The sequence below is a fragment of the Pseudomonas sp. 1L-C-7-B-C1 genome, assembly GCF_057291635.1.
On record NZ_JBXAWH010000001.1, the window covers coordinates 299,849 to 325,394 of the forward strand.

The 25,546-nt window shown below is 60.9% G+C and carries 20 protein-coding genes; 13 read left to right on the plus strand and 7 right to left on the minus strand.

Annotated features, from left to right (window positions below; translation table 11 throughout):
* Positions 1-9 precede the first annotated feature (9 nt).
* Positions 10-792: a TPM domain-containing protein gene (locus tag AC0Z8Z_RS01365; RefSeq protein WP_485617513.1), complete on the minus strand. Its 783-nt coding sequence runs from the start codon at positions 790-792 to the stop codon at positions 10-12.
* On the minus strand, positions 792-1,355 hold the full coding sequence (locus AC0Z8Z_RS01370) for a LemA family protein (RefSeq protein WP_410928591.1): 564 nt from the start codon (positions 1,353-1,355) through the stop codon (positions 792-794). The genes AC0Z8Z_RS01365 and AC0Z8Z_RS01370 overlap by 1 nt, the downstream gene beginning before the upstream one ends.
* A 341-nt stretch (positions 1,356-1,696) precedes the next feature.
* On the opposite strand from AC0Z8Z_RS01370, the gene bglX reads away from it, so the two are divergent.
* The 7 genes from bglX (at position 1,697) to AC0Z8Z_RS01405 (ending at position 10,908) form a co-directional block, all read left to right on the plus strand.
* Positions 1,697-3,994, plus strand: coding sequence for a beta-glucosidase BglX (bglX, locus tag AC0Z8Z_RS01375; RefSeq protein WP_485617514.1), 2,298 nt, complete (start codon positions 1,697-1,699; stop codon positions 3,992-3,994).
* Positions 3,995-4,037: 43 nt separating this feature from the next.
* The gene (locus tag AC0Z8Z_RS01380; RefSeq protein WP_485617515.1) at positions 4,038-5,801 is read left to right on the plus strand and encodes a sensor histidine kinase; all 1,764 of its coding nucleotides are present in this window, start codon (positions 4,038-4,040) and stop codon (positions 5,799-5,801) included.
* Positions 5,795-7,141: a sigma-54-dependent transcriptional regulator gene (locus tag AC0Z8Z_RS01385; protein ID WP_485617516.1), complete on the plus strand. Its 1,347-nt coding sequence runs from the start codon at positions 5,795-5,797 to the stop codon at positions 7,139-7,141. Before AC0Z8Z_RS01380 ends, AC0Z8Z_RS01385 begins: the two co-directional genes overlap by 7 nt.
* 227 nt (positions 7,142-7,368) lie before the next feature.
* Positions 7,369-8,691 (plus strand): MFS transporter, encoded by a 1,323-nt coding sequence (locus AC0Z8Z_RS01390; RefSeq protein ID WP_065992311.1) that lies wholly within the window; start codon positions 7,369-7,371, stop codon positions 8,689-8,691.
* Positions 8,692-8,936: 245 nt separating this feature from the next.
* A complete protein-coding gene (locus AC0Z8Z_RS01395; RefSeq protein ID WP_485617517.1) occupies positions 8,937-9,323 on the plus strand; it encodes a hypothetical protein in 387 nt (128 codons plus the stop codon).
* A gap of 407 nt (positions 9,324-9,730) precedes the next feature.
* A complete protein-coding gene (locus AC0Z8Z_RS01400) occupies positions 9,731-10,054 on the plus strand; it encodes a hypothetical protein (RefSeq protein ID WP_485617518.1) in 324 nt (107 codons plus the stop codon).
* A 230-nt stretch (positions 10,055-10,284) separates the two neighbouring features.
* The gene (locus tag AC0Z8Z_RS01405) at positions 10,285-10,908 is read left to right on the plus strand and encodes a flavin reductase family protein (RefSeq protein WP_122536018.1); all 624 of its coding nucleotides are present in this window, start codon (positions 10,285-10,287) and stop codon (positions 10,906-10,908) included.
* On the opposite strand, the gene AC0Z8Z_RS01410 is transcribed toward AC0Z8Z_RS01405, so the two are convergent.
* Both AC0Z8Z_RS01410 and AC0Z8Z_RS01415 read right to left on the minus strand, forming a co-directional pair.
* A complete protein-coding gene (locus AC0Z8Z_RS01410) occupies positions 10,909-11,148 on the minus strand; it encodes a hypothetical protein (RefSeq protein ID WP_485617519.1) in 240 nt (79 codons plus the stop codon). It abuts the gene before it with no gap.
* A 120-nt stretch (positions 11,149-11,268) separates the two neighbouring features.
* Positions 11,269-11,622 (minus strand): antibiotic biosynthesis monooxygenase family protein, encoded by a 354-nt coding sequence (locus AC0Z8Z_RS01415; protein ID WP_485617521.1) that lies wholly within the window; start codon positions 11,620-11,622, stop codon positions 11,269-11,271.
* Positions 11,623-11,992: 370 nt separating this feature from the next.
* Here AC0Z8Z_RS01415 and AC0Z8Z_RS01420 point away from each other — a divergent pair, with 370 nt between their 5' ends.
* Positions 11,993-12,946, plus strand: coding sequence for an AraC family transcriptional regulator (locus AC0Z8Z_RS01420; RefSeq protein ID WP_485617523.1), 954 nt, complete (start codon positions 11,993-11,995; stop codon positions 12,944-12,946).
* Positions 12,947-12,973: 27 nt separating this feature from the next.
* Here the strand turns inward: AC0Z8Z_RS01420 and AC0Z8Z_RS01425 are convergent, their stop codons facing one another.
* Positions 12,974-14,605, minus strand: a complete 1,632-nt coding sequence (locus AC0Z8Z_RS01425; RefSeq protein WP_485617525.1) for a 5-guanidino-2-oxopentanoate decarboxylase — start codon at positions 14,603-14,605, stop codon at positions 12,974-12,976.
* Between the two features lie 147 nt (positions 14,606-14,752).
* Here AC0Z8Z_RS01425 and AC0Z8Z_RS01430 point away from each other — a divergent pair, with 147 nt between their 5' ends.
* Entirely contained in the window at positions 14,753-15,640 is an 888-nt protein-coding gene (locus AC0Z8Z_RS01430; RefSeq protein ID WP_485617526.1) for a LysR substrate-binding domain-containing protein, read from the plus strand.
* A 447-nt stretch (positions 15,641-16,087) separates the two neighbouring features.
* On the plus strand, positions 16,088-17,593 hold the full coding sequence (locus AC0Z8Z_RS01435; RefSeq protein ID WP_485617528.1) for an MDR family MFS transporter: 1,506 nt from the start codon (positions 16,088-16,090) through the stop codon (positions 17,591-17,593).
* A gap of 18 nt (positions 17,594-17,611) precedes the next feature.
* Here the strand turns inward: AC0Z8Z_RS01435 and AC0Z8Z_RS01440 are convergent, their stop codons facing one another.
* The gene (locus AC0Z8Z_RS01440) at positions 17,612-18,472 is read right to left on the minus strand and encodes a cache domain-containing protein (RefSeq protein ID WP_485617530.1); all 861 of its coding nucleotides are present in this window, start codon (positions 18,470-18,472) and stop codon (positions 17,612-17,614) included.
* Positions 18,473-18,662: 190 nt separating this feature from the next.
* Positions 18,663-19,307: a TetR family transcriptional regulator gene (locus tag AC0Z8Z_RS01445; RefSeq protein WP_122536010.1), complete on the minus strand. Its 645-nt coding sequence runs from the start codon at positions 19,305-19,307 to the stop codon at positions 18,663-18,665.
* 255 nt (positions 19,308-19,562) lie between these two features.
* Here AC0Z8Z_RS01445 and AC0Z8Z_RS01450 point away from each other — a divergent pair, with 255 nt between their 5' ends.
* The 3 genes from AC0Z8Z_RS01450 to AC0Z8Z_RS01460 are packed head-to-tail and all read left to right on the plus strand — an operon-like array spanning position 19,563 to position 25,324.
* The gene (locus AC0Z8Z_RS01450; RefSeq protein ID WP_485617532.1) at positions 19,563-20,723 is read left to right on the plus strand and encodes an efflux RND transporter periplasmic adaptor subunit; all 1,161 of its coding nucleotides are present in this window, start codon (positions 19,563-19,565) and stop codon (positions 20,721-20,723) included.
* Positions 20,724-20,726: 3 nt separating this feature from the next.
* Positions 20,727-23,861 (plus strand): efflux RND transporter permease subunit, encoded by a 3,135-nt coding sequence (locus tag AC0Z8Z_RS01455; RefSeq protein WP_122536008.1) that lies wholly within the window; start codon positions 20,727-20,729, stop codon positions 23,859-23,861.
* Positions 23,858-25,324 (plus strand): AdeC/AdeK/OprM family multidrug efflux complex outer membrane factor, encoded by a 1,467-nt coding sequence (locus AC0Z8Z_RS01460; RefSeq protein ID WP_205486864.1) that lies wholly within the window; start codon positions 23,858-23,860, stop codon positions 25,322-25,324. The genes AC0Z8Z_RS01455 and AC0Z8Z_RS01460 overlap by 4 nt, the downstream gene beginning before the upstream one ends.
* The last annotated feature ends 222 nt before the right edge of the window (positions 25,325-25,546 follow it).

The following is a 25,546-nucleotide window of genomic DNA, read 5'->3' on the forward strand; positions in this document are numbered from 1 at the left end:
AGCGAACGACTACCAGCCACCGGAGGCACCGCCCCCGCCAAAACCACCACCGCCACCGCGCATACCGCCCGAGCCAGAGCCCCCGGAACCAAAGCCGCCTGAGCCGCCCAAGCCGCCGGAACCGAGACCGCCAAAGCCGCCCCCGGAGCCGATGGACCGGCCGCGCCCGGAACGTGCGCTGATGTAACTGATGACCACGAACAGCACCAGAAACAGCAAGGTCACTTTCCAGTCGACGCCTTCGTTCTCGCTCGCCGCTGCGCTGCCGGTGGCACCGACTGCGGGTTCGGCGAGGGGATCGCCGCCGAGTACCTGGACCATCGCCTCGGTGCCTTTGGTGATACCGCCGACGAAATCGCCCTGGCGGAACGCCGGCGTGATGATCTGATTGATGATCACCGATGACTGCGCATCCGTCAGACGATCTTCCAGGCCGTAACCCACTTCGATGCGCACCTTGCGCTCGTCCCGGGCGACCACCAACAGAGCGCCGTTGTCCTTGCCCTTCTGGCCGATGCCCCAGTGACGACCTAGCTGATAGCCGTAGTCCTCAATGGTCGAGCCCTGCAGGTCAGGCAGCGTGACCACCACCACTTGCTCGGTGGTCAGTTCTTCGTGCGCGCGCAGCATCTGTTCGAGATGCTCTTTGCTCGGGCCATCGATCATCCCGGCGGTGTCGACGACCCGCCCCGTCAGCGGCGGAAACGTGAGGTCGGCTTGCGCCCACTGGGCAAACACACCCACCGACATCGCCAGCAACGCGACCACTACTCCCCGGCGCGCGCGTCCCATCAGAACTTCACTTGTGGCGCTTTGTCAGCGTCAGCGGCAGTGGCTTCGAAGTTCGGACGCACCGGCAGATCGCTGTACATCACGGTATGCCACAGACGGCCCGGGAAGGTGCGGATCTCGGTGTTGTAACGCTCTACCGCCGTGATGAAGTCGCGACGGGCCACCGCGATACGGTTTTCCGTGCCTTCAAGCTGGGATTGCAGCGCGAGGAAGTTCTGGTTGGATTTGAGGTCCGGATACCGCTCCGAGACCACCATCAAACGGCTCAATGCACCGGTCAGCTGACCCTGCGCATCCTGGAACTGCTTTAGCTTGGCCGGGTCGTTCAGCGTGCTGGCATCCACCTGAATCGAAGTGGCCTTGGCCCGCGCTTCGACAACGGCGGTCAGCGTATCCTGCTCTTGCTTGGCGTAGCCCTTCACCGTTTCCACGAGGTTGGGGATCAGGTCGGCGCGGCGCTGATACTGGTTCTGCACTTGAGCCCAGGCGGCCTTCACCTGCTCGTCGTAGGTCGGAATGTTGTTGATCCCGCAGCCGGACAACAGGGTCGTCAGCAGCATCATCAACGCCAGTGACAATTTGTAACGACTGCCCCGGCTGTGGTCATAACGCTCTGTTTGCATGGCGTGCGTGCTCCCTGTACTCATCAATAATTAGTCCTGTCAGTCATGACTTTAGCCAAACCGGACGATCCCCGGCATAATCCCGGCCCATCACGTTGTCAGGGCTCTGGATTGCCGGGCCACAATCAGATAAAACTCGTTGCGCTACTGATGCTCATATGAGACAGGAGTTCAGCGACGTTGCCGTCCTGATGACAATAAAAACCAAAGGTTCGACACCTATAACAATGGCTGACCGGTATTACGCGCGAGTTGCCGGCAACGCCTTGAGAAAACCATTCATGAATAAGCTGTGTTTCCTGAGTCTCGTCATCGGCCTGGTCAGTCAGGCCGCCTGGGCCGAAAACGCCACCACCGGCGTCGGGGCGCCCTCTACCCTGCAAGCCAAGAATGCCTTCATCGCCAATCTGATGAAGCAAATGACCCTCGACGAGAAGATCGGTCAGCTGCGCCTGATCAGCATCGGCCCGGAGATGCCGAAGCCGGAAATCCTCAAGGAAATCACCGCAGGCCGCATCGGCGGCACGTTCAACTCTGTCGTGCTGCCGGACAACCGCGCCATGCAGGATGCCGCCGGTCACAGCCGCAACAAGATCCCGATGTTCTTCGCCTTCGACGTTGTCCACGGCCAGCGCACGGTATTCCCGATCAGCCTGGGCCTGGCGTCCAGCTGGGACATGAACGCCATCACCCGCACCGGTCGCGTGTCGGCGATCGAAGCAGCCGCCGACGGCGTCGACATGACCTTCGCGCCGATGGTCGATATCACCCGCGACGCGCGCTGGGGCCGCAGCTCCGAAGGCTTCGGCGAAGACACTTATCTGGTGTCGCGTATCTCCGCCACCATGACCCGCGCATTCCAGGGCACCAGCATGCAGGCGCCCAACAGCATCATGGCGGTGGTCAAACACTTCGCCCTGTATGGCGCCGTCGAGGGCGGTCGTGACTACAACACCGTCGACATGAGCCCGGTGCGCATGCAGCAGGACTATCTGCCACCGTATCGCGCATCGATTGATGCCGGCGCAGGCGGCGTGATGATCGCGCTCAACTCCATCAATGGCGTGCCTTCCACGTCCAACGCCTGGCTGCTGCAAGACGTGCTGCGCAGGGATTGGGGGTTCAAGGGCGTGACCGTCAGCGACCACGGCGCAATCAAGGAGCTGATCGACCACGGCGTGGCGAAAGACTTCCGCGAAGCCGCCAAACTGGCGATCAAGGCCGGCGTCGACCTGAGCATGAACGACAAGGCCTACGGCGAAGAACTGCCGGGCCTGGTGAAGAGCGGCGAAGTGTCGGAGAAAGAAGTCGATAACGCTGTGCGTGAAGTGCTTGGCGCCAAGTGGGAAATGGGCCTGTTCGCCAACCCGTACCTGCGCATCGGCGCGGCAGTGGACGACCCGGCCGACCGTAACGCCGAAAACCGTTTGCACCGTGCCGAAGCCCGCGACGTCGCGCGCAAGAGTATCGTGCTGTTGAAGAACCAGAACGACACCCTGCCGCTGAAAAAGCAGGGCACTATCGCCGTGATCGGTCCGTTGGCCAAAAGCTCGATGGACATGCTGGGCAGTTGGTCGGCGGCCGGTCTGGCGCGTCAGACCGTCAACGCCTACGACGGTATCGCGGCGGCAGTCGGCGACAAGGCCAAGCTGGTTTATGCGCTGGGCTCCAACGTTACCGACAACCAGCACGCCATTACCTACTTGAACAAGATGGACGACCAGATCGCCATCGATCCGCGTCCCGAGCAGGAGATGATCGACGAAGCGGTCAAGGCCGCGCAGCAGGCTGACGTCGTCGTGGCGGTGGTCGGTGAGTCGCGCAACATGTCCCACGAAGCGGCGAGCCGGGTCGACCTGGTGATCCCGGGCCGTCAACGTGAGCTGATCCGCGCGCTCAAGGCCACGGGCAAACCGCTGGTGCTGGTGCTGATGAATGGCCGGCCGCTGGCGCTGGGTGAAGAAAACGAACTCGCCGACGCCATGGTGGAAAGCTGGTTCCTCGGCACCGAGGGCGGCAATGCCCTGGCTGACGTGCTGTTCGGCGACTACAACCCGTCCGGCAAACTGCCGATGACCTTCCCGCGCTCCGTGGGCCAGGTCCCGGCGTACTACAACCACCTGAACACCGGTCGCCCGTACCGCCCGAACGACTCGAACTACACCTCGAACTATTTCGAAGAGCCGACCAGCCCGCTGTTCCCGTTCGGTTACGGCCTGAGCTACACCCAGTTCAGCGTGTCGGACATCACCCTGTCGATCAATAAGATGACCCGCAAGGACAAGCTGACCGCCAGCGTCATGGTCAAGAACACCGGCAAGGTCGCCGGTGAGACCGTGGTTCAGCTGTACCTGCGCGACGTCGCCGCGTCTATCAGCCGCCCGGTGAAGGAGCTGAAGAACTTCCAGAAAGTCATGCTGAAGCCGGGTGAAGAGAAGTCCGTGAGCTTTACCCTGACCGAAGAAGACCTGAAGTTCTTCAACCCGTCGCTGAAGTACGCGGCCGAGGCTGGCGAGTTCAAGCTGATGATCGGCCTGGATTCGGAGAACGTGAAAGAGACGACGTTTAACTTGCTGTAAGGCAGGAATCCGGGGCGAATGCGCCAGCCACTGAAAGGAGGTCATGCCCATGCCCCGTTCCGTCCGCCTTGTGCTCTATGTGTTGCTGATCCTCGCCGGTGCCGTCATTGCGGCGACGCTGGCGATGCATCAGGCTCAGCGCCATGCCCTGGAAGATGACGCTGAACAATCCAGGGATCGGCTGGCGCTCTATGCCAATACGCTGCAAACCCTGATCGAGCGCTATCGGGCACTGCCGGCCGTTCTGGCCCTTGATCCGCAACTGCGGGGGGCGCTGAGCGGGCCGGTTAGCGCCGACACCACCCAGGCGCTCAATCTTAAACTAGAGCAGATCAACGGCGCTGCCCAATCCTCTACCCTTGAACTGCTCGACCGCAACGGCCTTGCCGTCGGCGCCAGCAACTGGCGTCTGCCGAGCAGTTATGTGGGCCACAACTACGGCTTCCGCCCCTACTTCACGCAAACCCGCGCCACCGGTGTCGGGCGTTTTTATGCCGTCGGCGTGACCAGCGGCATTCCGGGTTACTTCCTGTCGAACGCCGTACGGGACGAGGCCGGGCAGTTCATTGGGGCCATGGTGGTCAAGCTGGAGTTTCCGGATCTGGAGCACACCTGGGCGCAAAACGATGACCTGCTGCTGGTCAGTGACGCGAAGGGCATCGTCTTCATCGCCAATCAGCCGGGCTGGCGGTACCGCGCTTTACACCCGCTGACCGAGCAGGACCACGCAGAGCTGGCGAGAACGCGTCAGTACGACAAGCAGCCGCTGACGCCCTTGCATCAGGCGCCGCTGCGAACGTTCGGCGAGAACAGCCATCTCAGCCGCGTCGACGCCCCCAACGAGCAGGCCGATTTTTTGTGGCAGTCGATGCCGTTGCCGACCGAGGGCTGGACCTTGCACCTGCTGCGCAAACCCCAGACTGCCAGTGAAGATGTGCGCAATGCGGGTCTGGCGGCAGCAGGCATCTGGCTGACGCTGGTGTTCCTCGGGTTGTTTCTGTATCAGCGCTGGCGCCTCGGCCGGGTCCGCCAGCGCAGTCGCGAAGAGCTTGAACGTTTGGTTGAAGAACGCACGCGGGATCTGCACACGGCGCAGGACGGTCTGGTGCAGTCGACCAAACTGGCGGCGCTCGGTCAGATGTCCGCCGCCCTCGCCCACGAAATCAACCAGCCGCTGACGGCGCAGCGCATGCAACTCGCGACCCTGCGCCTGCTGCTGGAGCATGGCCGCGTCGACGATGCGCACAAAGCGTTGGGCCTGCTGGATCAGCAACTGACGCGCATGGCCGCGCTCACCGGCCACCTGAAAACCTTTGCCCGCAAAAGCCCCAGCGGCCTGCGCGAACGCCTTGATCTGGCCACCGTTGTCGACCAGGCGCTGCTGTTGCTGGACGCACGTATTCGGGAAGAACGTGTCAGTTGCGTGCTCGACCTGACGCGTCCGGCGTGGGTGCGCGGCGACGCGATTCGGCTTGAACAGGTGCTGATCAACCTGATGCGCAACGCCCTGGACGCGATGGGCGATAAACCCCTCAAGCGCCTGGAGATCCGCATCGACGCAACCGGCGAACACTGGTGCCTTTCCGTCATCGACAGTGGCGGCGGAATTGCCCACGAACACCTGGCCAACGTCTTCGATCCGTTTTTCACCACCAAGCCGGTGGGCGACGGCCTGGGGCTGGGGCTCGCGGTTTCGTTTGCCATCGTGCATGAGCTGGGCGGCCGGCTCAGCGCCGAAAACGTCAACAACGGCGCGCGGTTTTTCTTCTATCTGACCCAGGCCCCGGAGGCCGACGCCCCATGCTGAACGCGGTAATCGTGGTGGACGACGAGGCGCCTATTCGCGAAGCGGTGCAGCAATGGCTCACGCTGTCCGGGTTCGAGGTGCGCCTGTTCAGCCGTGCTGAGGAATGCCTGGCGCAGCTGCCGGATCACTTCCCCGGCGTCATCCTCAGCGATGTGCGCATGCCCGGCATGGATGGTTTGCAATTGCTGGCAGCGTTGCAGCTGCGAGACCGTGATTTGCCGGTGATATTGCTGACCGGCCACGGTGACGTGCCCATGGCCGTGGACGCCATGCGCGACGGCGCCTATGACTTTCTCGAGAAGCCGTTCAGCCCCGAAACCCTGCTCGGCAGTTTGCGGCGGGCACTGGAGAAGCGCGCGCTGGTGCTGGAAAACCGCGCGTTGCACGAGCGCGCGGATAACCGCTCGCGTCTCGATGCGACGCTGCTGGGCATGTCGCCGACGATGCAGACTTTAAGGCGGCAGGTGCTGGACCTCTCGCAACTGCCGGTCAATGTGCTGATTCGCGGCGAGACCGGCAGCGGCAAGGAAATGGTCGCGCGTTGCCTGCACGACTTCGGTCCGCGGGCCGACAAACCTTTCGTTGCGGTCAACTGCGCGGCGATCCCGGAGCAGCTGTTCGAAGCCGAGTTGTTCGGACACGAAAGCGGCGCGTTCACCGGCGCTCAGGGCAAGCGAATCGGCAAGCTGGAGTACGCCCACGGCGGCACGGTGTTCCTTGACGAAATCGAAAGCATGCCGCTGGCGCAGCAGGTCAAGCTGCTGCGGGTGATTCAGGAACGGCGAATCGAGCGCCTGGGTTCGAACCAGAGCATCGATATTGATGTGCGCATCATTGCCGCGACCAAGCCTGACCTGTTGGACGAAGCAAGGGCCGGGCGTTTCCGCGAGGACCTGGCGTATCGGCTGAATATCGCGGAATTGCGCCTTCCGCCGCTGCGCGAGCGGCGAGAAGACATCCCGATGCTGTTCAGCCATTTCTCGCGAAATGCGGCAGAGCGCCTGGGTCGCAGGGCGCCGGTTTTGAGCGGTGAACAGCTGAGCCATCTGCTCAGCCACGACTGGCCAGGGAACGTGCGCGAGCTGGCGAATGCGGCCGAGCGCCAGGTCCTGGGGCTGGACGGTCCCGCTGCGGAAGGCAGCACGGTAGGTCAGTCTCTCGTGGAGCAGCAAGAAGCGTTCGAAGCCCATTGCATTCGTTCGGCGTTGCGACGGCATAGAGGCGACATCAAAGCGGCCATGCACGAACTGCAACTGCCCCGCCGCACGTTGAATGAAAAGATGCAGCGGCACGGCTTGGTGCGCGAGGACTTTCTGGTCGAAGGTAATACACAGAGTTGAGCTGACCGGATGTAATCTGTGTAGGACCGGCTTCAGCCGGGAACAGCTTTCTGGCAATGAGCGGATTTTCGCTCACGGGTTTCAGACAACAAGCGGATTTCCGCTTACCCTCGCCGCGATAACCCCTCTATTTCGGGCCTTTCAGCCTTTGGCACAGCTCCTGCTATCACTGTTGTCAGACCGCCTCGATGCGTTCCTTCTAACAACAATGACTTGCAGGAAATCCCATGGCCATCCCCAATTCTGCCTCCCACGGAACGGCTGCCACGCCAGCCGCCGAGAAAACCACCGGAAGTCGCCTGAAATCCATTTTCAGCGGTTCGGTCGGCAACATGGTTGAGTGGTACGACTGGTACGTCTACGCCGCCTTCTCCCTCTACTTCGCCAAAGTCTTCTTCCCCAAGGGCGACACCACCGCCCAGCTCCTCAACACCGCCGCGATCTTCGCCGTGGGCTTCTTGATGCGCCCTATCGGCGGCTGGCTGATGGGCCTCTATGCAGATCGCAAAGGCCGCAAGGCCGCACTGATGGCGTCGGTGCTGCTGATGTGTTTCGGTTCGCTGATCATCGCCCTCACCCCCGGTTACGAAACCATCGGCGTCGGCGCCCCAATCATGCTGGTGTTCGCCCGTCTGTTGCAGGGCCTGTCGGTCGGTGGCGAATACGGCACCTCGGCGACCTATCTCAGCGAGATGGCGACCAAGGAGCGCCGGGGCTTCTTCTCAAGCTTTCAGTACGTGACGCTGATCTCCGGCCAGCTCATCGCGCTGGCGGTGCTGATCGTGCTGCAACAAACGCTGACCACTGAACAGCTGCACGCGTGGGGCTGGCGCATCCCGTTTGCCATCGGCGCATTGTGCGCGGTGGTGGCGCTGTTCCTGCGTCGCGGCATGGAAGAGACCGAGTCGTTCAACCGCAAGAAGGACAAACCCAAAGAAAGCCTCATGCGTACACTGATGCGCCATCCGAAAGAGCTGATGACCGTGGTCGGCCTGACCATGGGTGGCACGCTGGCCTTCTATACCTACACGACCTACATGCAGAAGTATCTGGTGAACACGGTGGGCATGAGCATCACCGATTCGACGACGATTTCTGCCGCCACGCTTTTCCTGTTCATGCTGTTGCAGCCGGTGATCGGCGCGCTGTCTGACAAGATTGGTCGCCGCCCGATCCTGATTGCCTTTGGCGTGCTGGGCACCTTGTGTACCGTGCCAATCCTCACCACCCTCCACACCATCCAAAGCTGGTGGGGTGCATTCTTCCTGATCATGGCCGCGCTGATCATCGTCAGCGGGTACACCTCGATCAACGCCGTGGTGAAAGCCGAACTGTTCCCGACCGAGATCCGCGCCCTGGGCGTCGGCCTGCCGTACGCACTGACGGTGTCGATCTTCGGCGGTACGGCCGAATACATCGCGCTGTGGTTCAAGAGCATCGGCATGGAGACGGGTTACTACTGGTACGTCACCGCCTGCATCGCGGTGTCGCTGCTGGTGTATGTGTTCATGAAGGACACCCGCAAGCACTCACGGATCGAAACCGATTGATTTGACCCGGCTGCGAGCCGCTTCGACCAGCGCTTCAAGACAGAAAAACAAGGGCAGCTCACTCACGTGAGCTGCCCTTTTGCGCTTCAAGGCGCCGCTAAGTGCATGAATAACACTCGCTTTTGGCAGTATCAATTTCAGCGATGATCGCTACCAATGCGATTGACTTCTTAATAATTCTGAGGCGAGTAAAGTTCACTCCATACCGAGTTACCCACTAATTAAATCGATCTGGAGCAACTATCATGAAAACTAACAAACTGATTTTCGGCCTCGCTTTCTCCATTCTTGCAAGCAGCGCCTTTGCACTTCCATCCGTTGATGCGCACCACGCTGTTAATGCTGCGGTTGTTGCAGAAAACGGCTCGTCCCACACTAACATCGGGCGCGTTGCTGCTGACGGTTCGGACCACGTCGGTGCCAATCGCCTCGCTGCTGACGGTGCCGACCACGTAGGTGCCAATCGCCTCGCTGCTGACGGTGCCGACCACGTAGGTGCCAACCGCCTCGCTGCTGACGGTGCCGATCACGTAGGTGCCAACCGCCTCGCTGCTGACGGTGCCGACCATGTAGGTGCCAACCGCCTCGCTGCTGACGGCTCGGATCATGTTGGTGCAAATCGCCTGAGCTGATTCACCCCTGTCGTTCTCTCAGCCCGGCTTTATGCCGGGCTTAATTTTTCTCCGCTCCAAAACCTGAAACCCCTGTTGTGACTGGGCGCATGGCGGATTCTTGCCAGTAACGAAGAAGGCGCACTGGCCGCGATTCCATTCGCTGTCATCCCCCGGCCTCTTCTCGACCCTAATGCGCTAGCAATATTCGCCCCCTGCGTCAACAGGCAAATTCGCCGTCGCTCGCGAAAATTGCCCCATCCCAGCGCAAATCTCTCTCCAACGCTTTAAAACCGGGCATTCCAGCCAACTATCATTTTTAGCGATGGTCGATAGCAATAGCGTTAACTTCAACTTAATCTGCCCGCGCGTAACATTGGCTCCATTCCCAAGTTGAAAAAATTATTGAACTTACTGGAGCAACACTCATGAAAACTTCAAACATTATCATTGGTCTTAGTCTGTCAATTCTGGCATCGAGCGCATTTGCTCTGCCTGTGTCCGAACAGCACTCTGCATTTAACGGCACTGTAGTAGCAGAAGGCGGTTCTTCTCATACAAACGCATCGCACACCGGTTCTTACCGTCAGGCCTCCGACGGTTCTGACCATGTTGGCGCCAATCGTCTCGCCGCTGACGGCGCTGACCACGTGGGTGCCAATCGCCAGGCCGCAGATGGTGCTGATCACGTCGGCGCCAATCGTCTGGCCGCAGACGGCGCTGATCACGTCGGTGCCAACCGCGTCAGCTAAGTTGCCCGCATCACGTTGACTGCTTCACGTCCAACCGATTCATGTTCCAACCGCTTCATGTTCCACCTCCTGAACTCCCTTTGTAGCCCGACGCGTGTCGGGCTTTTTTTTGTCCGGGGTTTGGAGGCTGCTGGAATCCTCATTCAATGCCTTGCACTATGTCGGCCCGCACACCGTGCACGCGCACACCGTGGCCGATACGCCGGCACAACACTATTCAGGAACACACCATGTCAGACGATATTCATTTCTACGAACCGTCCAAGGGTCACGGACTGCCCCACGACCCGTTCAACGCCATCGTGGGCCCACGCCCGATAGGCTGGATCTCGTCCCAGGACGCAGAAGGCAAGCTGAACCTGGCGCCCTACAGTTTCTTCAACGCCTTCAACTATGTGCCGCCGATCATCGGGTTCTGCAGCATCGGCCGCAAAGACAGCCTGAACAATATCGAACAGACCGGCGAATTCGTCTGGAACCTTGCCACGCGCAGCCTGGCCGAGCAGATGAACATGAGTTGCGCGGCAGTGCCGGCGGACGTGAGCGAGTTCGAACTCGCGGGCCTGACGGCAGAACCGTCGCGCATCGTTTCCGTCCCGAGGGTCAAAGAGACGCCGGTTTCGTTCGAATGCAAAGTGACGCAGATCATCCAGCTGCAACGCGCCGACAAGGAAGTCGTGCCGAGCTGGCTGATTCTGGGGGAAGTGGTGGCCGTGCACATTGCCAAGCGGCTGCTGAAGGAAGGTGTGTATGACACCGCAGCCGGCGAGCCCATCCTCCGCGGCGGCGGCCCGGCCGACTATTTTCAGCTGAGCGCAGAGTCGCTGTTCAAGATGTACCGGCCGAAAGTCTGATCAATCCCGGGCGAATACCAGTTCGCCCTCTTGCGTGACGTCGGCGAGCCGCTCCAGCTCTTTCACAGCGGCGTCGTCAGCGGCGAGCGCGGTAGGGAATTTCTGCTCGGCCAGCACGCGGTGAAAAGTCGGCGCGCCGCCCATGACCCTGGCCTTGACGGCAATGGCGGCGCTGTAGCCGTTGTCACCGGGAACGGCTGCAGAAACGGCTTCGTGATGCTGGAATTCTTTGCGTGCCATGGTTCGACGCCTTGCCTTGAAAATGAGGCCGGGATTTTAAACGCAGGCGTTCTAACTCTCGAAAGGTTTTCTTTGCAGGCCCTTATAGGCTGAGCCAAGTGAGCACCAGCACTGAACCCACTAGCCCGCCAGGCGAGCATCCACAGAGACATGAGCCATCTGTGCCTGAACCGTCGTCACGGTGGCAAACGTTTGAAAATCCAGGCTCGTCACCAGCATCTCGGTCACCAGTTCGGAAAAAAGGTTGAGCTCGGGGGCGGCGAACCAGTCGTTCATCGCGGAGGGATCGGCCCAGGTGCCGGTGATGACCCATAGATCTTCGTCGGTCAGGGATTTCTGCAGCGCAAAGTGCAGGCAACCCGACGCCGCAGCGGACGGGCTGATCAGGCTGCTCAAGCGGGCGCCCAGTTGCGTACTGTGTCCGGGGCGGGCGCGGACGGAGACCCAATGGCTCACGACTGAAGTGTTTGGCATGCTCGGCGCTCCTTCTTTTTTGCGTGCGTGTCTTTAGCGGACGAGCCGTGCTCCGGGACCGTGTATCCGGGAAGCAGGCTGCGGCTGAAAGTGAAGGTTAGGGGCGAAAGCACGCCCAACGGTAGCCGATTACTGCCCCGTTATTGCCTGATTCTGCGCTGACAGATGCATAGCAAGAGCCAACCTCGATACTGCGCCACGTGATTACCATGGACTTTCGAGCAATGATCTCAATCGAACAGGGCCCTTTCATGGCAACGCAACACCTCGGTAACAGAATCAGGCAAGCATCCGGCAGGATTCGCCTAACGCTTGCGCTTGCCCAAAAATAAGCTGTGCTGCATCAATGCCCTGTCAGAGGAATTCCCCCATGTCGCTATCCGCTCTTGCGCCGTCCGCCCCGGATGCTCGACCTGTTGCCGAGCTGAGTGCGCAGATGACGCAACAGCGCGCCGAGCTGGCAGAACTGATCCGCCGGCATGCCCCCGCCGATGGCAGTTTCCAGACGGTGATCAAGTCGCTGTTCATGGTTCGCCACGATCGGCCGTCGCAATCGGTGCCCGGCTTGGTACAACCGGCGCTGTGCATCATGGCTCAGGGCCGCAAGGACGTGACGCTGGGCGGCGAGCTGTACACCTACGACCCGCTCAATTACCTGGTGCTGTCGGTGGCGTTGCCCATCAGCGGCAAAGTGATTTACGCGACGCCGGAAGAACCGCATCTGGCCCTGCGCCTGGAAATCGACCCGGTGGAAATCAACGCGCTGATCGCCGAAGCCGGTCCGATGAGCGTGCCGACGCGTCACAGCGGGCGCGGCATGTACGTCGAGCGGATCGACTCACACCTGCTCGACGCCGTCATCCGCCTGATCCGCCTGCTGGACACGCCGAAAGACATTCCCATGCTCGCACCGCTGATCAATCGGGAGATTCTTTACCGACTCCTGCGTGGGAGCGAAGGGCACCGGCTGTACGAAATCGCCATCTCCAACTGCCAGACCCATCGCGTCACCCAAGCGATCAAATGGCTCAACGACCATTTCCAGGAGCCGCTGCGGATTGAAGATCTGGCGAAGGAGGTGAACCTGAGCGTCTCGACGCTGCACCACCGTTTCAAGTCCGTCACCGCCATGAGCCCGCTGCAATACCAGAAACAGCTGCGACTGCAGGAGGCCCGGCGATTGATGCTGGCGGACGGCCTGGAAGCGTCGGCCGCCGGTTACCGGGTCGGCTACGAAAGCGCTTCGCAGTTCAGCCGCGAGTACAGCCGCCTGTTCGGCGCGCCACCGTTGCGGGACCTGGCACGCCTGCGCAGCACGGTCTGAAACGCGCCGGCCGGTTAATGTAGAACATCAGCCGAGGCTGCTCATCCAGCGCTTTTGGTCGACTTCGATCAAGGTCGGGCCGTCACGCTGGCCGGCTGAGTTCAAGGCCGCCGTCAGTTGCTCAACGTTGACGACCGCTTCGGCGACGCATCCCAGTGCTTGGGCCACACCGATGAAATCAGGCGTGTAGATGTCGACGCCAATGGGTTCAATGGCGCGGTTGACCATGTACTTTTTGATTTCTTCGTAGCCCTGGTTATTCCACAACAGCACGACGATGGGGGTACGCGCCTCCACCGCACTCGCCAGTTCGGAAAGAGTGAACTGCAGGCCGCCGTCGCCAATAAGACACACCACCGGGTTGGATGCTCCCGCGTCTTGACTGCCCAGCCATGCACCCACGGCGGCGGGCAAGGCGTAGCCAAGTGTTCCGTAACCGGTGGAGGAGTTGAACCAGCGGCGGGGCTTGTCGAGGTCGAGTGTCAGGTTGCCGGTGTAGACGGGCTGGGTGGAGTCGCCCACGATCACGGCCTCCGGCAGTGCTTCGAGCACCGTCTGCAGGAACAGGGTCTGGGCACGGGTGGCGTCGTCCCAGCCCGCGTCAAGACGCTTCCTCAGCGCAGCCACTCGCGCATGCCCCCAATCTCCGCTGCATGGCGCCAGCACTTCGTTGGCCAACGCGTCCATCAAGGCCTCGGCGGCGTATTGAGCGTCGGAGACCAGCGCGAGCGTCGGCGCGAAATGACGCACGGTCTGATCGGGGTCGATGTCGATGCGCAGCAACGCGCCCGGAATCTTGAAGTGGCCCTGGAAAGTGATGTCGTAATCGGTCTCTGCCAGCTCCGTGCCAATGGCCAGCACCACGTCGGCGTTTTCAATGACCTCGCGGGTGGCGTCGAGGGATTGCGTCGAGCCGATCAAAAGTGGGTGAGCGCCCGGCAGCATGCCTTTGGCGTTAATGGTCAGCGCGACCGGCGCGTTCAGCCGTTCCGCCAGACGCGTCAGCGCCGGGGCGGCGTCAATGGCGCCGCCTCCGGCCAGAATCAACGGCCGTTGTGCCGTGGCCAACAAAGTCGCCATCTGCCCAATCGCTGCAGGCGCCGGCCCCGCGCGGGTCACCGATACGGGTTGGCTATGCACCAGGGCGTCGGCATTTTCCACCAGCACGTCCAGCGGGATCTCGATAAGCACGGGGCGCGGCCGCGCCGCTTGAAACACCGCAAAGGCCCGGGCCAGCACTGACGGCAATTCAGCCGCTGACATAAGGGTGTGGGAGAACGCCGCGACGCCAGCGACCAGTGCGCTCTGGGACGGCAGCTCATGCAGCTTGCCGCGACCGCCGCCCAACTGGCTGCGCGACTGTACGCTGGAAATCACCAGCATCGGGATCGAGTCCGCATAGGCCTGCCCCATCGCCGTGGTGATGTTGGTCATACCGGGGCCTGTAATGATGAAGCACACGCCGGGCTTGCCTCGCGTACGCGCATAGCCGTCCGCCATAAAGCCTGCACCCTGCTCATGACGCGGGGTGATGTGGGTTATCGACGAATTCGCCAGTCCCCGGTAAAGCTCGACCGTGTGCACGCCCGGAATCCCGAACACTCGCTCGACCCCATAACCTTCCAGCAACCTGACCAGCACTTCCCCGCACGTCGCCATGTATCTGCCCCTTGTTAAGTCTTGCCCGACGCTGCCCGCTCATTTGCCAGGATCAGCAGGCGACCATTGAAGCGGCGCGGCCATATCGACCACAACGCAAAAAATGTCATGCTTAGCCATGTCCTCAGATCATGGCTCATCCTGTTGATGAAACGACTTCCGCCCCTGCCCGCCCTGCACACGTTCCTGATCACCGCGAAGTGCTGCAACTTCACCCGGGCTGCCGAGGCGCTGCACATCACCCAAGGCGCGGTCAGTCGGCAGATCTCCGGCCTGGAAGCCCATTTGGGCTATCGCCTGTTCCAACGCCAGGCCCGGGGCTTGAGCCTGACCGCCCAGGGCCGCGAACTGCTGCCGCGCATGGAACAGGTGTTCAGCCTGATCGAAGAAGCGCTGGATCAGGTCGATGCCAAACCAAAGGTGCTACAGATCAAGGCGCCGACCTGCATCAGCCGCTGGTTATTGCCGCGCCTCATGCAGTGGCAGAAAGAGCGGCCTGACGTGCCGGTGCAACTGACCACGACCAGTGCCCACACCGTGGATTTTCGCCGGGAGGATTTCGATGCCGCCGTGGTGTTCGGCGCACACCCGAGTGATTTCACCCATGTGCAGCACCTCTTCGACGAACAACTGACGCCGGTGTGCTCGCCATCACTGCCATTCAGCAATCCTCTCTCCCGCCTCGCCGATCTGGAACGGCACATGCTCCTGCACCCCACCCTCGACGAGCGGGACTGGACGCTGTGGCTGAAGGCCGCCGGGGCGAGGCTGAGCAACGTCGAGCAGGGCCAGCACTTCGACACCATGGACCTGGCGATGACCGTCGCGTCTCAAGGGTCCGGCGTTGCCATCGGCGACTGGTCGCTGATCGGCGAAGACCTGAGCGCCGGGCGGCTGGTCATGCCGTTCGAGCTGAGAGTGCGGACCGGCGCGGCGTATTACTTCGTGCACCCCAGAGGCGCCAGCATCCCTTCCCCACTGCAGGATCTGCTGGGCTGGCTGTCGCCGCAGGCGGCAGAAAGGCGCATCGGCTGAGCGGCGCAATGCTCGCTCTTCCTCCATGTCCCGCCTGATACAAACATTCAATCCCCCCTCGCCCGGCCAACTCGCCGGAAGCGACCTACACTGACAGTGTCCGCTCTGAACCAGATGTCCTACCGGATCGAGGCAAATGTCATGAGAACCACAATAAAAAGACAGTGTGTGTATGTCGTCGCCGTTACTGCCGTATTGAGCCTGTATGCCGCAGGTGCTTACCGAATCGAACAAATGCGGCAAACACCCCGCATGGCGGTGGTCTGCACGATGGGGCATTGCGTCCCTACGGATGCGACGTTCAGCGCCCTGCGTTGATGGCAAACGCCGGTCAATCCGACGCTTAAAAACCCCGCAGCCTGCTATCGATTAGCAAGCTAACGGACTAGACTTGGCAAAAATTCCTGCGGGTGTTCAGCGGGTCAATCTGCCAGTCGAGTCCCTTCTGTGACGAGCCTCAATCAACCCCGTCCGGACATCCGCAGCATTCTGTTTGCGCTGATGATGGCCGTCTTCCTCAGTGCGCTGGATCAGACCATTGTTGCGGTCTCGATGCCGGCCATCTCAGCCCAATTTCAGGATTTCGACCTGCTCGCCTGGGTGATTTCCGCCTACATGGTCGCGCTGACCGTGGCGGTGCCGATTTACGGCAAGCTGGGGGACTTGTACGGTCGGCGCCGCTTGATGCTGTTCGGGCTGGCGACGTTTACCCTGGCCTCGCTGTTCTGTGCCATGGCCCAGAGCATGGAGCAACTGGTGCTGGCGCGTGTGCTGCAAGGCATCGGCGCTGGCGGCATGGTCTCCGTGAGCCAGGCGATCATCGGCGACATCGTCCCGCCCCGGGAGCGCGGTCGCTATCAGGGTTACTTCAGCGGGATGTACGCAGCGGCAAGCGTGGCCGGGCCGGTGCTCGGCGGCTTCATGACCGAGTACCTGTCATGGCGATGGGTGTTCATCATCAATCTGCCACTGGGGCTGGCGGCATGGTGGGTCGCGCGCAAAACGCTGGTTGGCCTGCCGATCCCTCAACGCAAACCGGTGATCGACTACCTGGGTACGGTGTTGATGATCATCGGCCTGACCGCCTTGCTGCTGGGCATTACCGAAATCGGTCAGGGCCACGGCTGGCGCGATGATTCAGTGGTCATGCAACTGTCGGTCGCGCTGCTCGCGCTGGTGATTTTTGTGTTGTACGAACGGCGCACCCGCGAACCATTACTGCCCATGCACCTGTTCGAGAATCGCAGCGCAGTGCTCTGCTGGTGCACGATTTTCTTCACCAGCTTTCAGGCCATCTCGCTGATCGTACTGCTGCCGCTGCGTTTTCAGACCGTCACCGGCGCAGGTGCCGACAGCGCGGCGTTGCACCTGATGCCACTGGCCATTGGCATGCCCATAGGCGCGTACTTCGGCGGCCGCCGCACTTCGCTGACGGGCCGCTATAAACCAATCATCCTCACTGGCGCAGCGTTGATGCCGCTGGCGATCCTCGGCATCGCCCTCACGCCGCCTCAGGCGGCCATTCTGACGAGCCTGTTCATGGTCCTGACCGGCATCGCCAGCGGTATGCAATTCCCGACGTCGCTGGTGGGCACACAGAACTCGGTGGAGGTCAAAGACATGGGCGTGGCGACCAGCACGACCAACCTGTTTCGGTCTCTGGGCGGCGCGGTCGGTGTGGCGACCATGTCGGCACTGCTGCTGGCGATGCTCGCCGGTTCCGGCATCGCCCAGGTTGGCGGCGGTTCGATCCCGGGCGAAGGCTCGGGCAATGTGCTGATGGACAGTCTGCATGCCGCCACCGGCCCGGCCCTTGAATTGCTGCGCGGGCAACTGTCGATGACCTTCCAGCATCTGTTGATGGCCAGCGCGGCGGTGTCGCTACTGGGTCTGTCAGCTGCGCTGGCGATGCCCAATAACCTGCTGCGCGGGCGGGACGACAAGGACCGATAAACGAGCCTGCCAGACCGATCAGCCGCTGTAGTAACCCACCGCCACCAGGAATTCACCGACCTTGCGCACGTAAGCGTGCTTATGTTCGATCTTGCTGGTGACCGGATTGCGCCAGCGGTATTCGTACTCGCCTTCGGGCTGCTTCTTGATCAGCTCGAGTATTGGAATGCCAACCGGTTTGCCTTCCGGATCCTTGACCTTGCTGAAGTCGGTATTCACCAGCCGCAGATTGGTGCCGTGGGCCACGTAGCGCCTGGTCTCCACGTTCACCACGAAGACATACAGATCGTCTTGCAGAAATCCGCCCTTGAGGTCATTGATCGCACGGAGGGCGCCGTCTTTATCCTCTTCCAGCGCCCTGGAAGCTTTGTCGAGCAATGCCCTCGCCTGCGCCGGGGAAGCACGGGGCAAGTAATAGCCGACGGCCAACACCCGATCGCCGATGCGCTGGAAATACACCCGCTTGCGCTCGACCTTGCCGTCGCGCCAGTTCTGCCAGCGATATTCGGCCTGCTGAATGCCGGCGCTTTCTGGGGTTTGCAGCACCTGCCTGAAGGTTTTCTGCAGCTCAGGATCAAGCACAGACGACACATCACGGCCGATCAACGCGACCGATGGCCCGCCACTTGCAAGCATGATCCCCTTGGTATCGGTGACGAAAACATAACGCTCGCCATCGACGAACTCGCCCTGGCGGCTGTACTCGGCCAGCGCTTTGTCTCCCTGGACGCGATACCGGGCAACGGCTTTTTCCAGCAGTCCCTTGGCCGCTGCCGCTTCCTCGGCTTCGTCGCCTGCTGCCCAGCCCTGCCCGATGCACAAGGCAGCGAGCACACCCATCAGTAGCCTGCTGCATGCGTTTTTTGACACGACTGCCATCGCTTCGCCCCCACTCTTATTGGTTATGGGCCAAAGCGTAGACGGGAGATTGCGATAGGGCAGCATTCGGCACTTCAATGAGTACCCGGACCTGAATGAGCGCTGAATCACCGGTTTCGCTGAGTAAAGCGAAGGTAAACCGCCTTTTCAGCGAAGGTCAGGCGCGGTATAGATACAGGCCAAACGCCATTTAGGCCGACGTGGTATCGCGTAACGCCGGACTGAAGCGGAGCATGTCGAGAATGCCATCGACCAGACGCTCGGCGTCGTCATGCAGCGGGAAGCTTTCCGGCACCAGCAGCCACTGGCCGATGATGCCGTGGATATAAGCATGCAGGCAGATCGCAGCGCGTTGCGGATTGAGGTCAGCGGGGAGCTGGCCTTGCCGGGAAGCGTTACTGAGTGCCAGTGCAATCCGCTCGTTGGCGTCTAGCCAGACAAATTGCCGTTGTTGCCGCATGTCACACATTTCGTCGGTAAATTCGAATTTATGGAACAGAATTTCATTGATGCGACGGGTTTTTGGATCGCTGGCAACTTGCTGAAACAAATGAATGAGAAGCTTGCGCGTCCATCCCAGCGGGTCTACTTCATCTTCGCTTTCGCTCGCCCTCGCCATCTCTTCCAGAGGCTCATGCAGGCTGTCGAGCATGGCCTGGACCAGATCGGCCTTGTTGCTGAAATGCCAATAGATCGCGCCGCGGGTCACGCCAGCCAAGGCCGCAATGTCGGCAAGCGTCGTGCGGGAGACCCCTCGATCGTAGAAAGCCTGCTCGGCAGCTTCGAGGATCTGCTTGCGCGTTTCCTGGGCTTCTTCTTTCGTGCGTCGAACCATGGCAGTAAAAACCTCAATGAAAATGCCTCAGGCGCTCTGGTCGAGTGGCCTGCACAGCACGTCGGGCGGCCTTTGTAATGCCTTGTCCCGGACCTACAATCGATACCCTCGGTGCGTTGGAGTGTCGCACTCGTGGGTGTTTACAAACAACCGTGAATGTAAGTATATTCATTAGCATCCTACTTATCTAGCTGGAATACTTTCCCGCCCTCTTTCCACTACCCATGAGTTCAGGCTCCTGACCCGAGGATCTTCATGCAATTCAAGCCAGCTGTTACCGTACTGGTCACTGCCGTCGCCCTGGCATCGCTGCTCTCCGGATGCAGCAAGAAGGAAGAAGCGGCTGCAGCACCACCGCCCCCTCAGGTCGGCGTCGTCACTCTGAAAACCCAGGCCTACACCCTCACCTCTGAACTTCCCGGTCGGACCACCGCGTTCCGTATCGCCGAAGTGCGTCCGCAAGTGAACGGCATCATTCTCAAGCGCCTGTTTACTGAAGGTGCGGACGTCAAAGCAGGTCAGCAGCTCTATCAGATCGACCCGGCGATTTACCAGGCCACCCTGGACAGCGCCAAAGCGACCTACGAATCCTCCAACTCCCTCGCTGGCCGCTATAAGCAGCTGATCAACGAGCAGGCCGTCAGCCGTCAGGAATACGACACGGCGGTGGGTTCGGCTCGTGAAGCTAAGGCGGCAGTGCAGACAGCAGAGATCAACCTGCGCTACACCAAGGTCTATGCGCCGATCTCCGGCCGCATCGGTCGCTCGCTTGTGACGGAAGGTGCGCTGGTCAGCAACGGCCAGGCCGATGCGATGGCCACCATTCAGCAGCTCGACCCGATTTACGTCGACGTGATCCAGTCTTCGGCCGAGATGCTCAAGCTGCGTCGCGAACTGGAAAGCGGCAGGCTGCAGAAAGCCGGCGAGAACTCCGCGAAGGTCAAGCTGGTGCTGGAAGACGGCAGCCTCTACCCCATCGAAGGCAAGCTTGAGTTCTCCGAAGTGTCGGTCGACCAGACCACCGGTTCCGTGACGCTGCGCGCCGTGTTCCCGAACCCGGATCACACCCTGTTGCCGGGCATGTTCGTGCATGCACGACTGCAATCGGGCGTGGCCGAGAACGCCATCCTGGTTCCACAGCAAGGCATTACTCGTGACCTGAAAGGCACGCCAACCGCATTGGTGGTGAACGCCGACAACAAGGTCGAGTCCCGCACGCTGGTTGCCAACCGCACCATCGGCAGCGACTGGTTGGTTGAAAAGGGCCTGAACGCAGGTGATCGCGTGATTACCGAAGGGCTGCAATACGTCAAGCCAGGCGCTGAAGTGAAAGTGGCCGAAGCCACCAACGTCAACGCAACTAACCCGGCAACTGCCCCGGCAACTGATAAAGCCGCAGGCAGCAAAGGGGAGTAATTCATGTCGAAATTTTTTATCGACCGGCCGATCTTCGCGTGGGTAATTGCCCTCGTGATCATGCTGGTGGGGACGCTGTCGATCCTCAAGCTACCGATCAACCAATACCCGGCCATTGCGCCGCCGGCCATCGCGATCGCCGTGACCTACCCGGGTGCCAACGCGCAGACCGTGCAGGACACCGTGGTTCAGGTGATCGAGCAGCAGCTCAACGGCATCGATAACCTGCGTTATGTGTCGTCGGAAAGTAACTCTGACGGCAGCATGACCATCACCGCGACGTTCAACCAGGGTACCAACCCGGACATCGCTCAGGTTCAGGTGCAGAACAAGCTCAACCTGGCCACCCCGCTGCTGCCGCAAGAGGTGCAGCAACAGGGTATCCGTGTAACCAAGGCGGTGAAGAACTTCCTGATGGTTGTCGGCCTTGTGTCCGAAGACGGCAGCATGGGCAAGGAAGACTTGTCCAACTACATCGTCTCGAACATGCAGGACCCGATCTCCCGTACCTCCGGTGTGGGTGACTTCCAGGTCTTCGGTGCCCAGTACGCCATGCGTATCTGGCTCGATCCGGCCAAGCTGAACAACTTCCAGCTGACCCCGGTCGACGTCAAAACGGCCATCACTGCCCAGAACGTTCAGGTGTCTTCCGGCCAGATCGGCGGTCTGCCTGCGCTTAAGGGTCAGCAGCTGAACGCCACGATCATCGGTAAAACCCGTCTGCAGACCGCCGAGCAGTTCGGCAACATTCTGCTGAAGGTCAATCAGGATGGTTCGCAGGTTCGCCTGAAAGACGTCGCCAAAGTCGGTCTGGGTGGCGAGAACTACAGCATTGACGCGCAGTTCAACGGCAAGCCGGCCTCCGGTCTGGCGATCAAGCTGGCGACCGGTGCCAATGCGCTGGACACCGCCAAGGCGATCCGCGCCACGATCTCCCAGCTGGAGCCGTTCTTTCCGCCTGGCATGAAAGTGGTTTACCCGTACGACACCACGCCCGTGGTTCAGGAATCCATCACCGGCGTGGTTCACACCCTGGGTGAAGCGATCATCCTGGTGTTCCTGGTGATGTACCTGTTCCTGCAGAACTTCCGCGCCACCATCATCACCACGATGACCGTGCCGGTGGTATTGCTGGGTACGTTCGGGATCCTTGCCGCTGCCGGTTTCACCATCAACACGCTGACCATGTTCGGGGTGATCCTTGCCATCGGCTTGCTGGTGGACGATGCCATCGTTGTGGTGGAAAACGTCGAGCGGGTGATGGCGGAGGACAAACTTTCGCCGCGGGATGCCACGATCAAATCCATGGAGCAGATCCAGGGCGCACTGGTCGGTATCGCACTCGTGCTGTGTGCAGTTCTGCTGCCAATGGCGTTCTTCGGCGGCTCCACGGGTGTGATCTACCGGCAGTTCTCGATCACCATCGTTTCGGCGATGGCGCTTTCGGTACTGGTCGCGCTGATCTTCACCCCGGCTTTGTGCTCCACCCTGCTCAAGCCAATCGATCACGAGAAGCACGGGCAGCCGAAACGTGGATTCTTTGGCTGGTTCAACCGTACCTTCGACCGCAGCGTAGTGAGCTACGAGCGCGGCGTCGGCAACATGCTCAAGCACAAGGTTCCGGCCTTCATCGTTTACGCGCTGATCGTCTGCGGCACCATCTGGATGTTCACCCGCATTCCGAGCGCGTTCCTGCCGGAAGAAGACCAGGGCGTGATTTTCGCGCAGGTGCAGACGCCTCCAGGCTCCTCGGCTGAACGTACGCAGACCGTCATCGACAACATGCGTAAGTACCTGCTGGAAGAAGAATCCGGCGCGGTCAACTCGGTGTTCACCGTTAACGGCTTCAACTTTGCCGGTCGCGGTCAGAGCTCCGGTCTGGCGTTCATCATGCTAAAACCGTGGGGCGACCGTGATGCCTCCAACAGTGTTTTCGAGCTGGCCAAACGGGCGCAGCAGCACTTCTTCGGTTTCCGCGATGCGATGACTTTTGCGGTCGTACCGCCTGCGGTACTGGAACTGGGTAACGCCACCGGTTTCGACGTGTACTTGCAGGATCAGGGCGGCGTGGGTCACGCCAAGCTGATGGAAGCGCGTAATCAACTGTTGGGCATGGCGGCACAGAGCAAGATTCTGGCGGGCGTGCGTCCGAACGGTCTGAACGATGAGCCGCAATACCAATTGGTTATCGATGACGAGCGTGCGCAGGCCCTGGGCCTGAGCCTTTCGGACATCAACACCACCCTGTCCATCGCGATGGGTGGCAACTATGTCAACGACTTCATCGACCGCGGTCGGGTCAAGAAGGTGTACGTGCAGGGCGATGCCAGTGCGCGGATGAAGCCGGAAGATTTGAAGAAGTGGTACGTGCGCAACACCGCTGGCGAGATGGTGCCGTTTGCCTCGTTCGCTACCGGCGAGTGGGTGTTCGGTTCGCCGAAGCTGTCCCGTTACAACGGTGTACCGGCCGAGGAAGTGCTGGGTACCCCGGCGCCGGGTTACAGCACCGGTGAGGCGATGGCCGAGGTCGAACAGTTGGCGAAGAAGTTGCCGGCCGGCGTGGGTCTGTCCTGGACCGGTCTGTCCTATGAGGAGCGTCTGTCCGGTTCCCAGGCGCCCGCGCTGTACGCACTGTCCATTCTGATCGTGTTCCTGTGTCTGGCGGCGTTGTATGAAAGCTGGTCGATTCCGATCGCGGTGTTGCTGGTCATCCCGCTTGGGGTTATCGGTGCGCTGATCGCGACGAGTCTGCGTGGCCTGTCCAATGACGTGTTCTTCCAGGTAGGTCTCTTGGTGACGGTGGGTCTGGCGGCGAAAAACGCCATTCTGATCGTCGAGTTCGCCAAGGAGCTGCATGAACAGGGCAAGGGCATCGTCGATGCAACCATCGAAGCCTGCCGGATGCGTCTGCGGCCCATCGTGATGACGTCCATGGCGTTCATTCTCGGTGTGGTTCCGCTGGCGATTTCCTCGGGCGCCGGTGCCGGTAGCCAGCATTCGATCGGTACGGGCGTAATCGGCGGTATGATCACCGCGGTTATCCTGGCGATCTTCTGGGTACCGTTGTTCTTCGTTTCGATATCCTCGCTGTTCAAAGGCAAACAGAAACACACTCCACACGATGAGGCTGGCCAATGAGCAAGTCCCTGATCTCGCTGGCGGTCACCGCGTTCATTCTCGGCGGCTGCTCGTTGATCCCCGATTACAAGCAGCCCGCCGCTCCGGTTCCGGCTCAGTTCCCGCAAGGTCCGGCCTACTCGCCGGCCCAGGCGGCGAATCAGGCGGCGGCCGAGCAAGGCTGGCGTCAGTTTTTCCATGATCCGGCACTGCAGCAGTTGATTCAGACGTCGCTGCAGAACAACCGTGACCTGCGCGTCGCCGCGCTGAACATCGACGCCTACCGCGCGCAGTACCGCATTCAACGTGCGGACCTGTTTCCGGCTGTCGCAGCCTCGGGCACCGGCACGCGTCAGCGCGTTCCTGGCGACCTGTCGCAAACGGGCGAATCCGGTATCACCAGTCAGTATTCGGTGGGTCTGGGCATCAGTTCCTATGAGCTGGATCTGTTCGGACGAGTGCGCAGCCTGAGTGAGCAGGCGCTGCAAACTTACTTCGCCGGTGAAGAAGGCCGTCGCAGCACGCAGATCAGTCTGGTCGCCAACGTGGCCAACGCCTATCTGACGTGGGAAGCGGACAAAGAGCTGTTGAAGCTGACCCAGGACACCCTGGGTGCCTTCGAGGAAAGTCTGCGTCTGACCTCTCGCAGCAGCGAAGTGGGTGTGGCTTCGGCACTGGATCTGGCGCAATCGCGCACCTCCGTAGAGAGCGCCCGCGTCAAGCTGGCCCAGTACCAGCGACTGGTCGCCCAGGACGAAAACAATCTGGTGCTGTTGTTGGGCACCAGTCTGCCGGCCAACCTGCCCGCTTCCAAGCCGTTGAGCGCTGACATGCTCAACGAAATGCCGCCGGGGCTGCCATCTGAGCTGCTGCAACGCCGTCCGGATATCTTGCAGGCCGAATACAACCTGAAAGCCGCCAACGCCAATATCGGCGCTGCACGCGCCGCGTTCTTCCCCAGCATCAGCCTCACGGCCAGTGCCGGTACGGCGAGCGGCGACCTGAGCGGTCTGTTCAAAGGCGGTTCGGGGACGTGGCTGTTCGAGCCGTCGATCAATCTGCCGATCTTCAACGCGGGCAGTTTGCGCGCGAGCCTGGACTACTCGAAGATCCAGAAAGACATCGGCGTCGCCAATTACGAGAAGGCGATTCAGACGGCGTTTCAGGAAGTCTCCGACGGTCTGGCCGCGCGCAAGACCTACACCGATCAGCTCAAGGCGCAGACCGATTTCGTCAACGCCAACCAGGACTACTACCGTCTGGCCGAGCGTCGCTATCGCATCGGGATCGACAGCAACCTGACCTTCCTCGACGCCCAGCGTCAGTTGTTCAGCGCGCAGCAGTCGTTGATCACCGATCGTCTGTCGCAGCTGAACAGCGAAGTCAATCTGTACCGCGCGCTCGGCGGTGGCTGGTACGAACAGACCCCGACCGGCGAGCGTCAGCCAACCGCGGGCGATGTGCCGTCCACCCGCTTGTTCTGATACAACGCGTATGAAAAAACCCACCGATTGGTGGGTTTTTTTTGACCGTTTTTCCAGGCTATCCACAGGACACATGTGGGAGCGAGCTTGCTCGCGAAGAGGCCGGCAAATCCACTACATCTTCAGTGGCTGGAATGCCGCTCTCGTGAGCAAGCTCACTCCCACAAGTACGGTGTTTGCCGCGCGACCGCAGTTGCCGGACAACAAGTGATCTCCGACGGG

What these genes read in the sequence shown, in the direction of transcription:
- AC0Z8Z_RS01365 (WP_485617513.1), bottom strand. Translation starts at nt 792, where the DNA reads ATGGGACGCGCGCGCCGGGGAGTAGTGGTCGCGTTGCTGGCGATGTCG.
- AC0Z8Z_RS01370 (WP_410928591.1), bottom strand. Translation starts at nt 1,355, where the DNA reads ATGATGCTGCTGACGACCCTGTTGTCCGGCTGCGGGATCAACAACATT.
- bglX (WP_485617514.1), top strand. Translation starts at nt 1,697, where the DNA reads ATGAATAAGCTGTGTTTCCTGAGTCTCGTCATCGGCCTGGTCAGTCAG.
- AC0Z8Z_RS01380 (WP_485617515.1), top strand. Translation starts at nt 4,038, where the DNA reads ATGCCCATGCCCCGTTCCGTCCGCCTTGTGCTCTATGTGTTGCTGATC.
- AC0Z8Z_RS01385 (WP_485617516.1), top strand. Translation starts at nt 5,795, where the DNA reads ATGCTGAACGCGGTAATCGTGGTGGACGACGAGGCGCCTATTCGCGAA.
- AC0Z8Z_RS01390 (WP_065992311.1), top strand. Translation starts at nt 7,369, where the DNA reads ATGGCCATCCCCAATTCTGCCTCCCACGGAACGGCTGCCACGCCAGCC.
- AC0Z8Z_RS01395 (WP_485617517.1), top strand. Translation starts at nt 8,937, where the DNA reads ATGAAAACTAACAAACTGATTTTCGGCCTCGCTTTCTCCATTCTTGCA.
- AC0Z8Z_RS01400 (WP_485617518.1), top strand. Translation starts at nt 9,731, where the DNA reads ATGAAAACTTCAAACATTATCATTGGTCTTAGTCTGTCAATTCTGGCA.
- AC0Z8Z_RS01405 (WP_122536018.1), top strand. Translation starts at nt 10,285, where the DNA reads ATGTCAGACGATATTCATTTCTACGAACCGTCCAAGGGTCACGGACTG.
- AC0Z8Z_RS01410 (WP_485617519.1), bottom strand. Translation starts at nt 11,148, where the DNA reads ATGGCACGCAAAGAATTCCAGCATCACGAAGCCGTTTCTGCAGCCGTT.
- AC0Z8Z_RS01415 (WP_485617521.1), bottom strand. Translation starts at nt 11,622, where the DNA reads ATGCCAAACACTTCAGTCGTGAGCCATTGGGTCTCCGTCCGCGCCCGC.
- AC0Z8Z_RS01420 (WP_485617523.1), top strand. Translation starts at nt 11,993, where the DNA reads ATGTCGCTATCCGCTCTTGCGCCGTCCGCCCCGGATGCTCGACCTGTT.
- AC0Z8Z_RS01425 (WP_485617525.1), bottom strand. Translation starts at nt 14,605, where the DNA reads ATGGCGACGTGCGGGGAAGTGCTGGTCAGGTTGCTGGAAGGTTATGGG.
- AC0Z8Z_RS01430 (WP_485617526.1), top strand. Translation starts at nt 14,753, where the DNA reads ATGAAACGACTTCCGCCCCTGCCCGCCCTGCACACGTTCCTGATCACC.
- AC0Z8Z_RS01440 (WP_485617530.1), bottom strand. Translation starts at nt 18,472, where the DNA reads ATGGCAGTCGTGTCAAAAAACGCATGCAGCAGGCTACTGATGGGTGTG.
- AC0Z8Z_RS01445 (WP_122536010.1), bottom strand. Translation starts at nt 19,307, where the DNA reads ATGGTTCGACGCACGAAAGAAGAAGCCCAGGAAACGCGCAAGCAGATC.
- AC0Z8Z_RS01450 (WP_485617532.1), top strand. Translation starts at nt 19,563, where the DNA reads ATGCAATTCAAGCCAGCTGTTACCGTACTGGTCACTGCCGTCGCCCTG.
- AC0Z8Z_RS01455 (WP_122536008.1), top strand. Translation starts at nt 20,727, where the DNA reads ATGTCGAAATTTTTTATCGACCGGCCGATCTTCGCGTGGGTAATTGCC.
- AC0Z8Z_RS01460 (WP_205486864.1), top strand. Translation starts at nt 23,858, where the DNA reads ATGAGCAAGTCCCTGATCTCGCTGGCGGTCACCGCGTTCATTCTCGGC.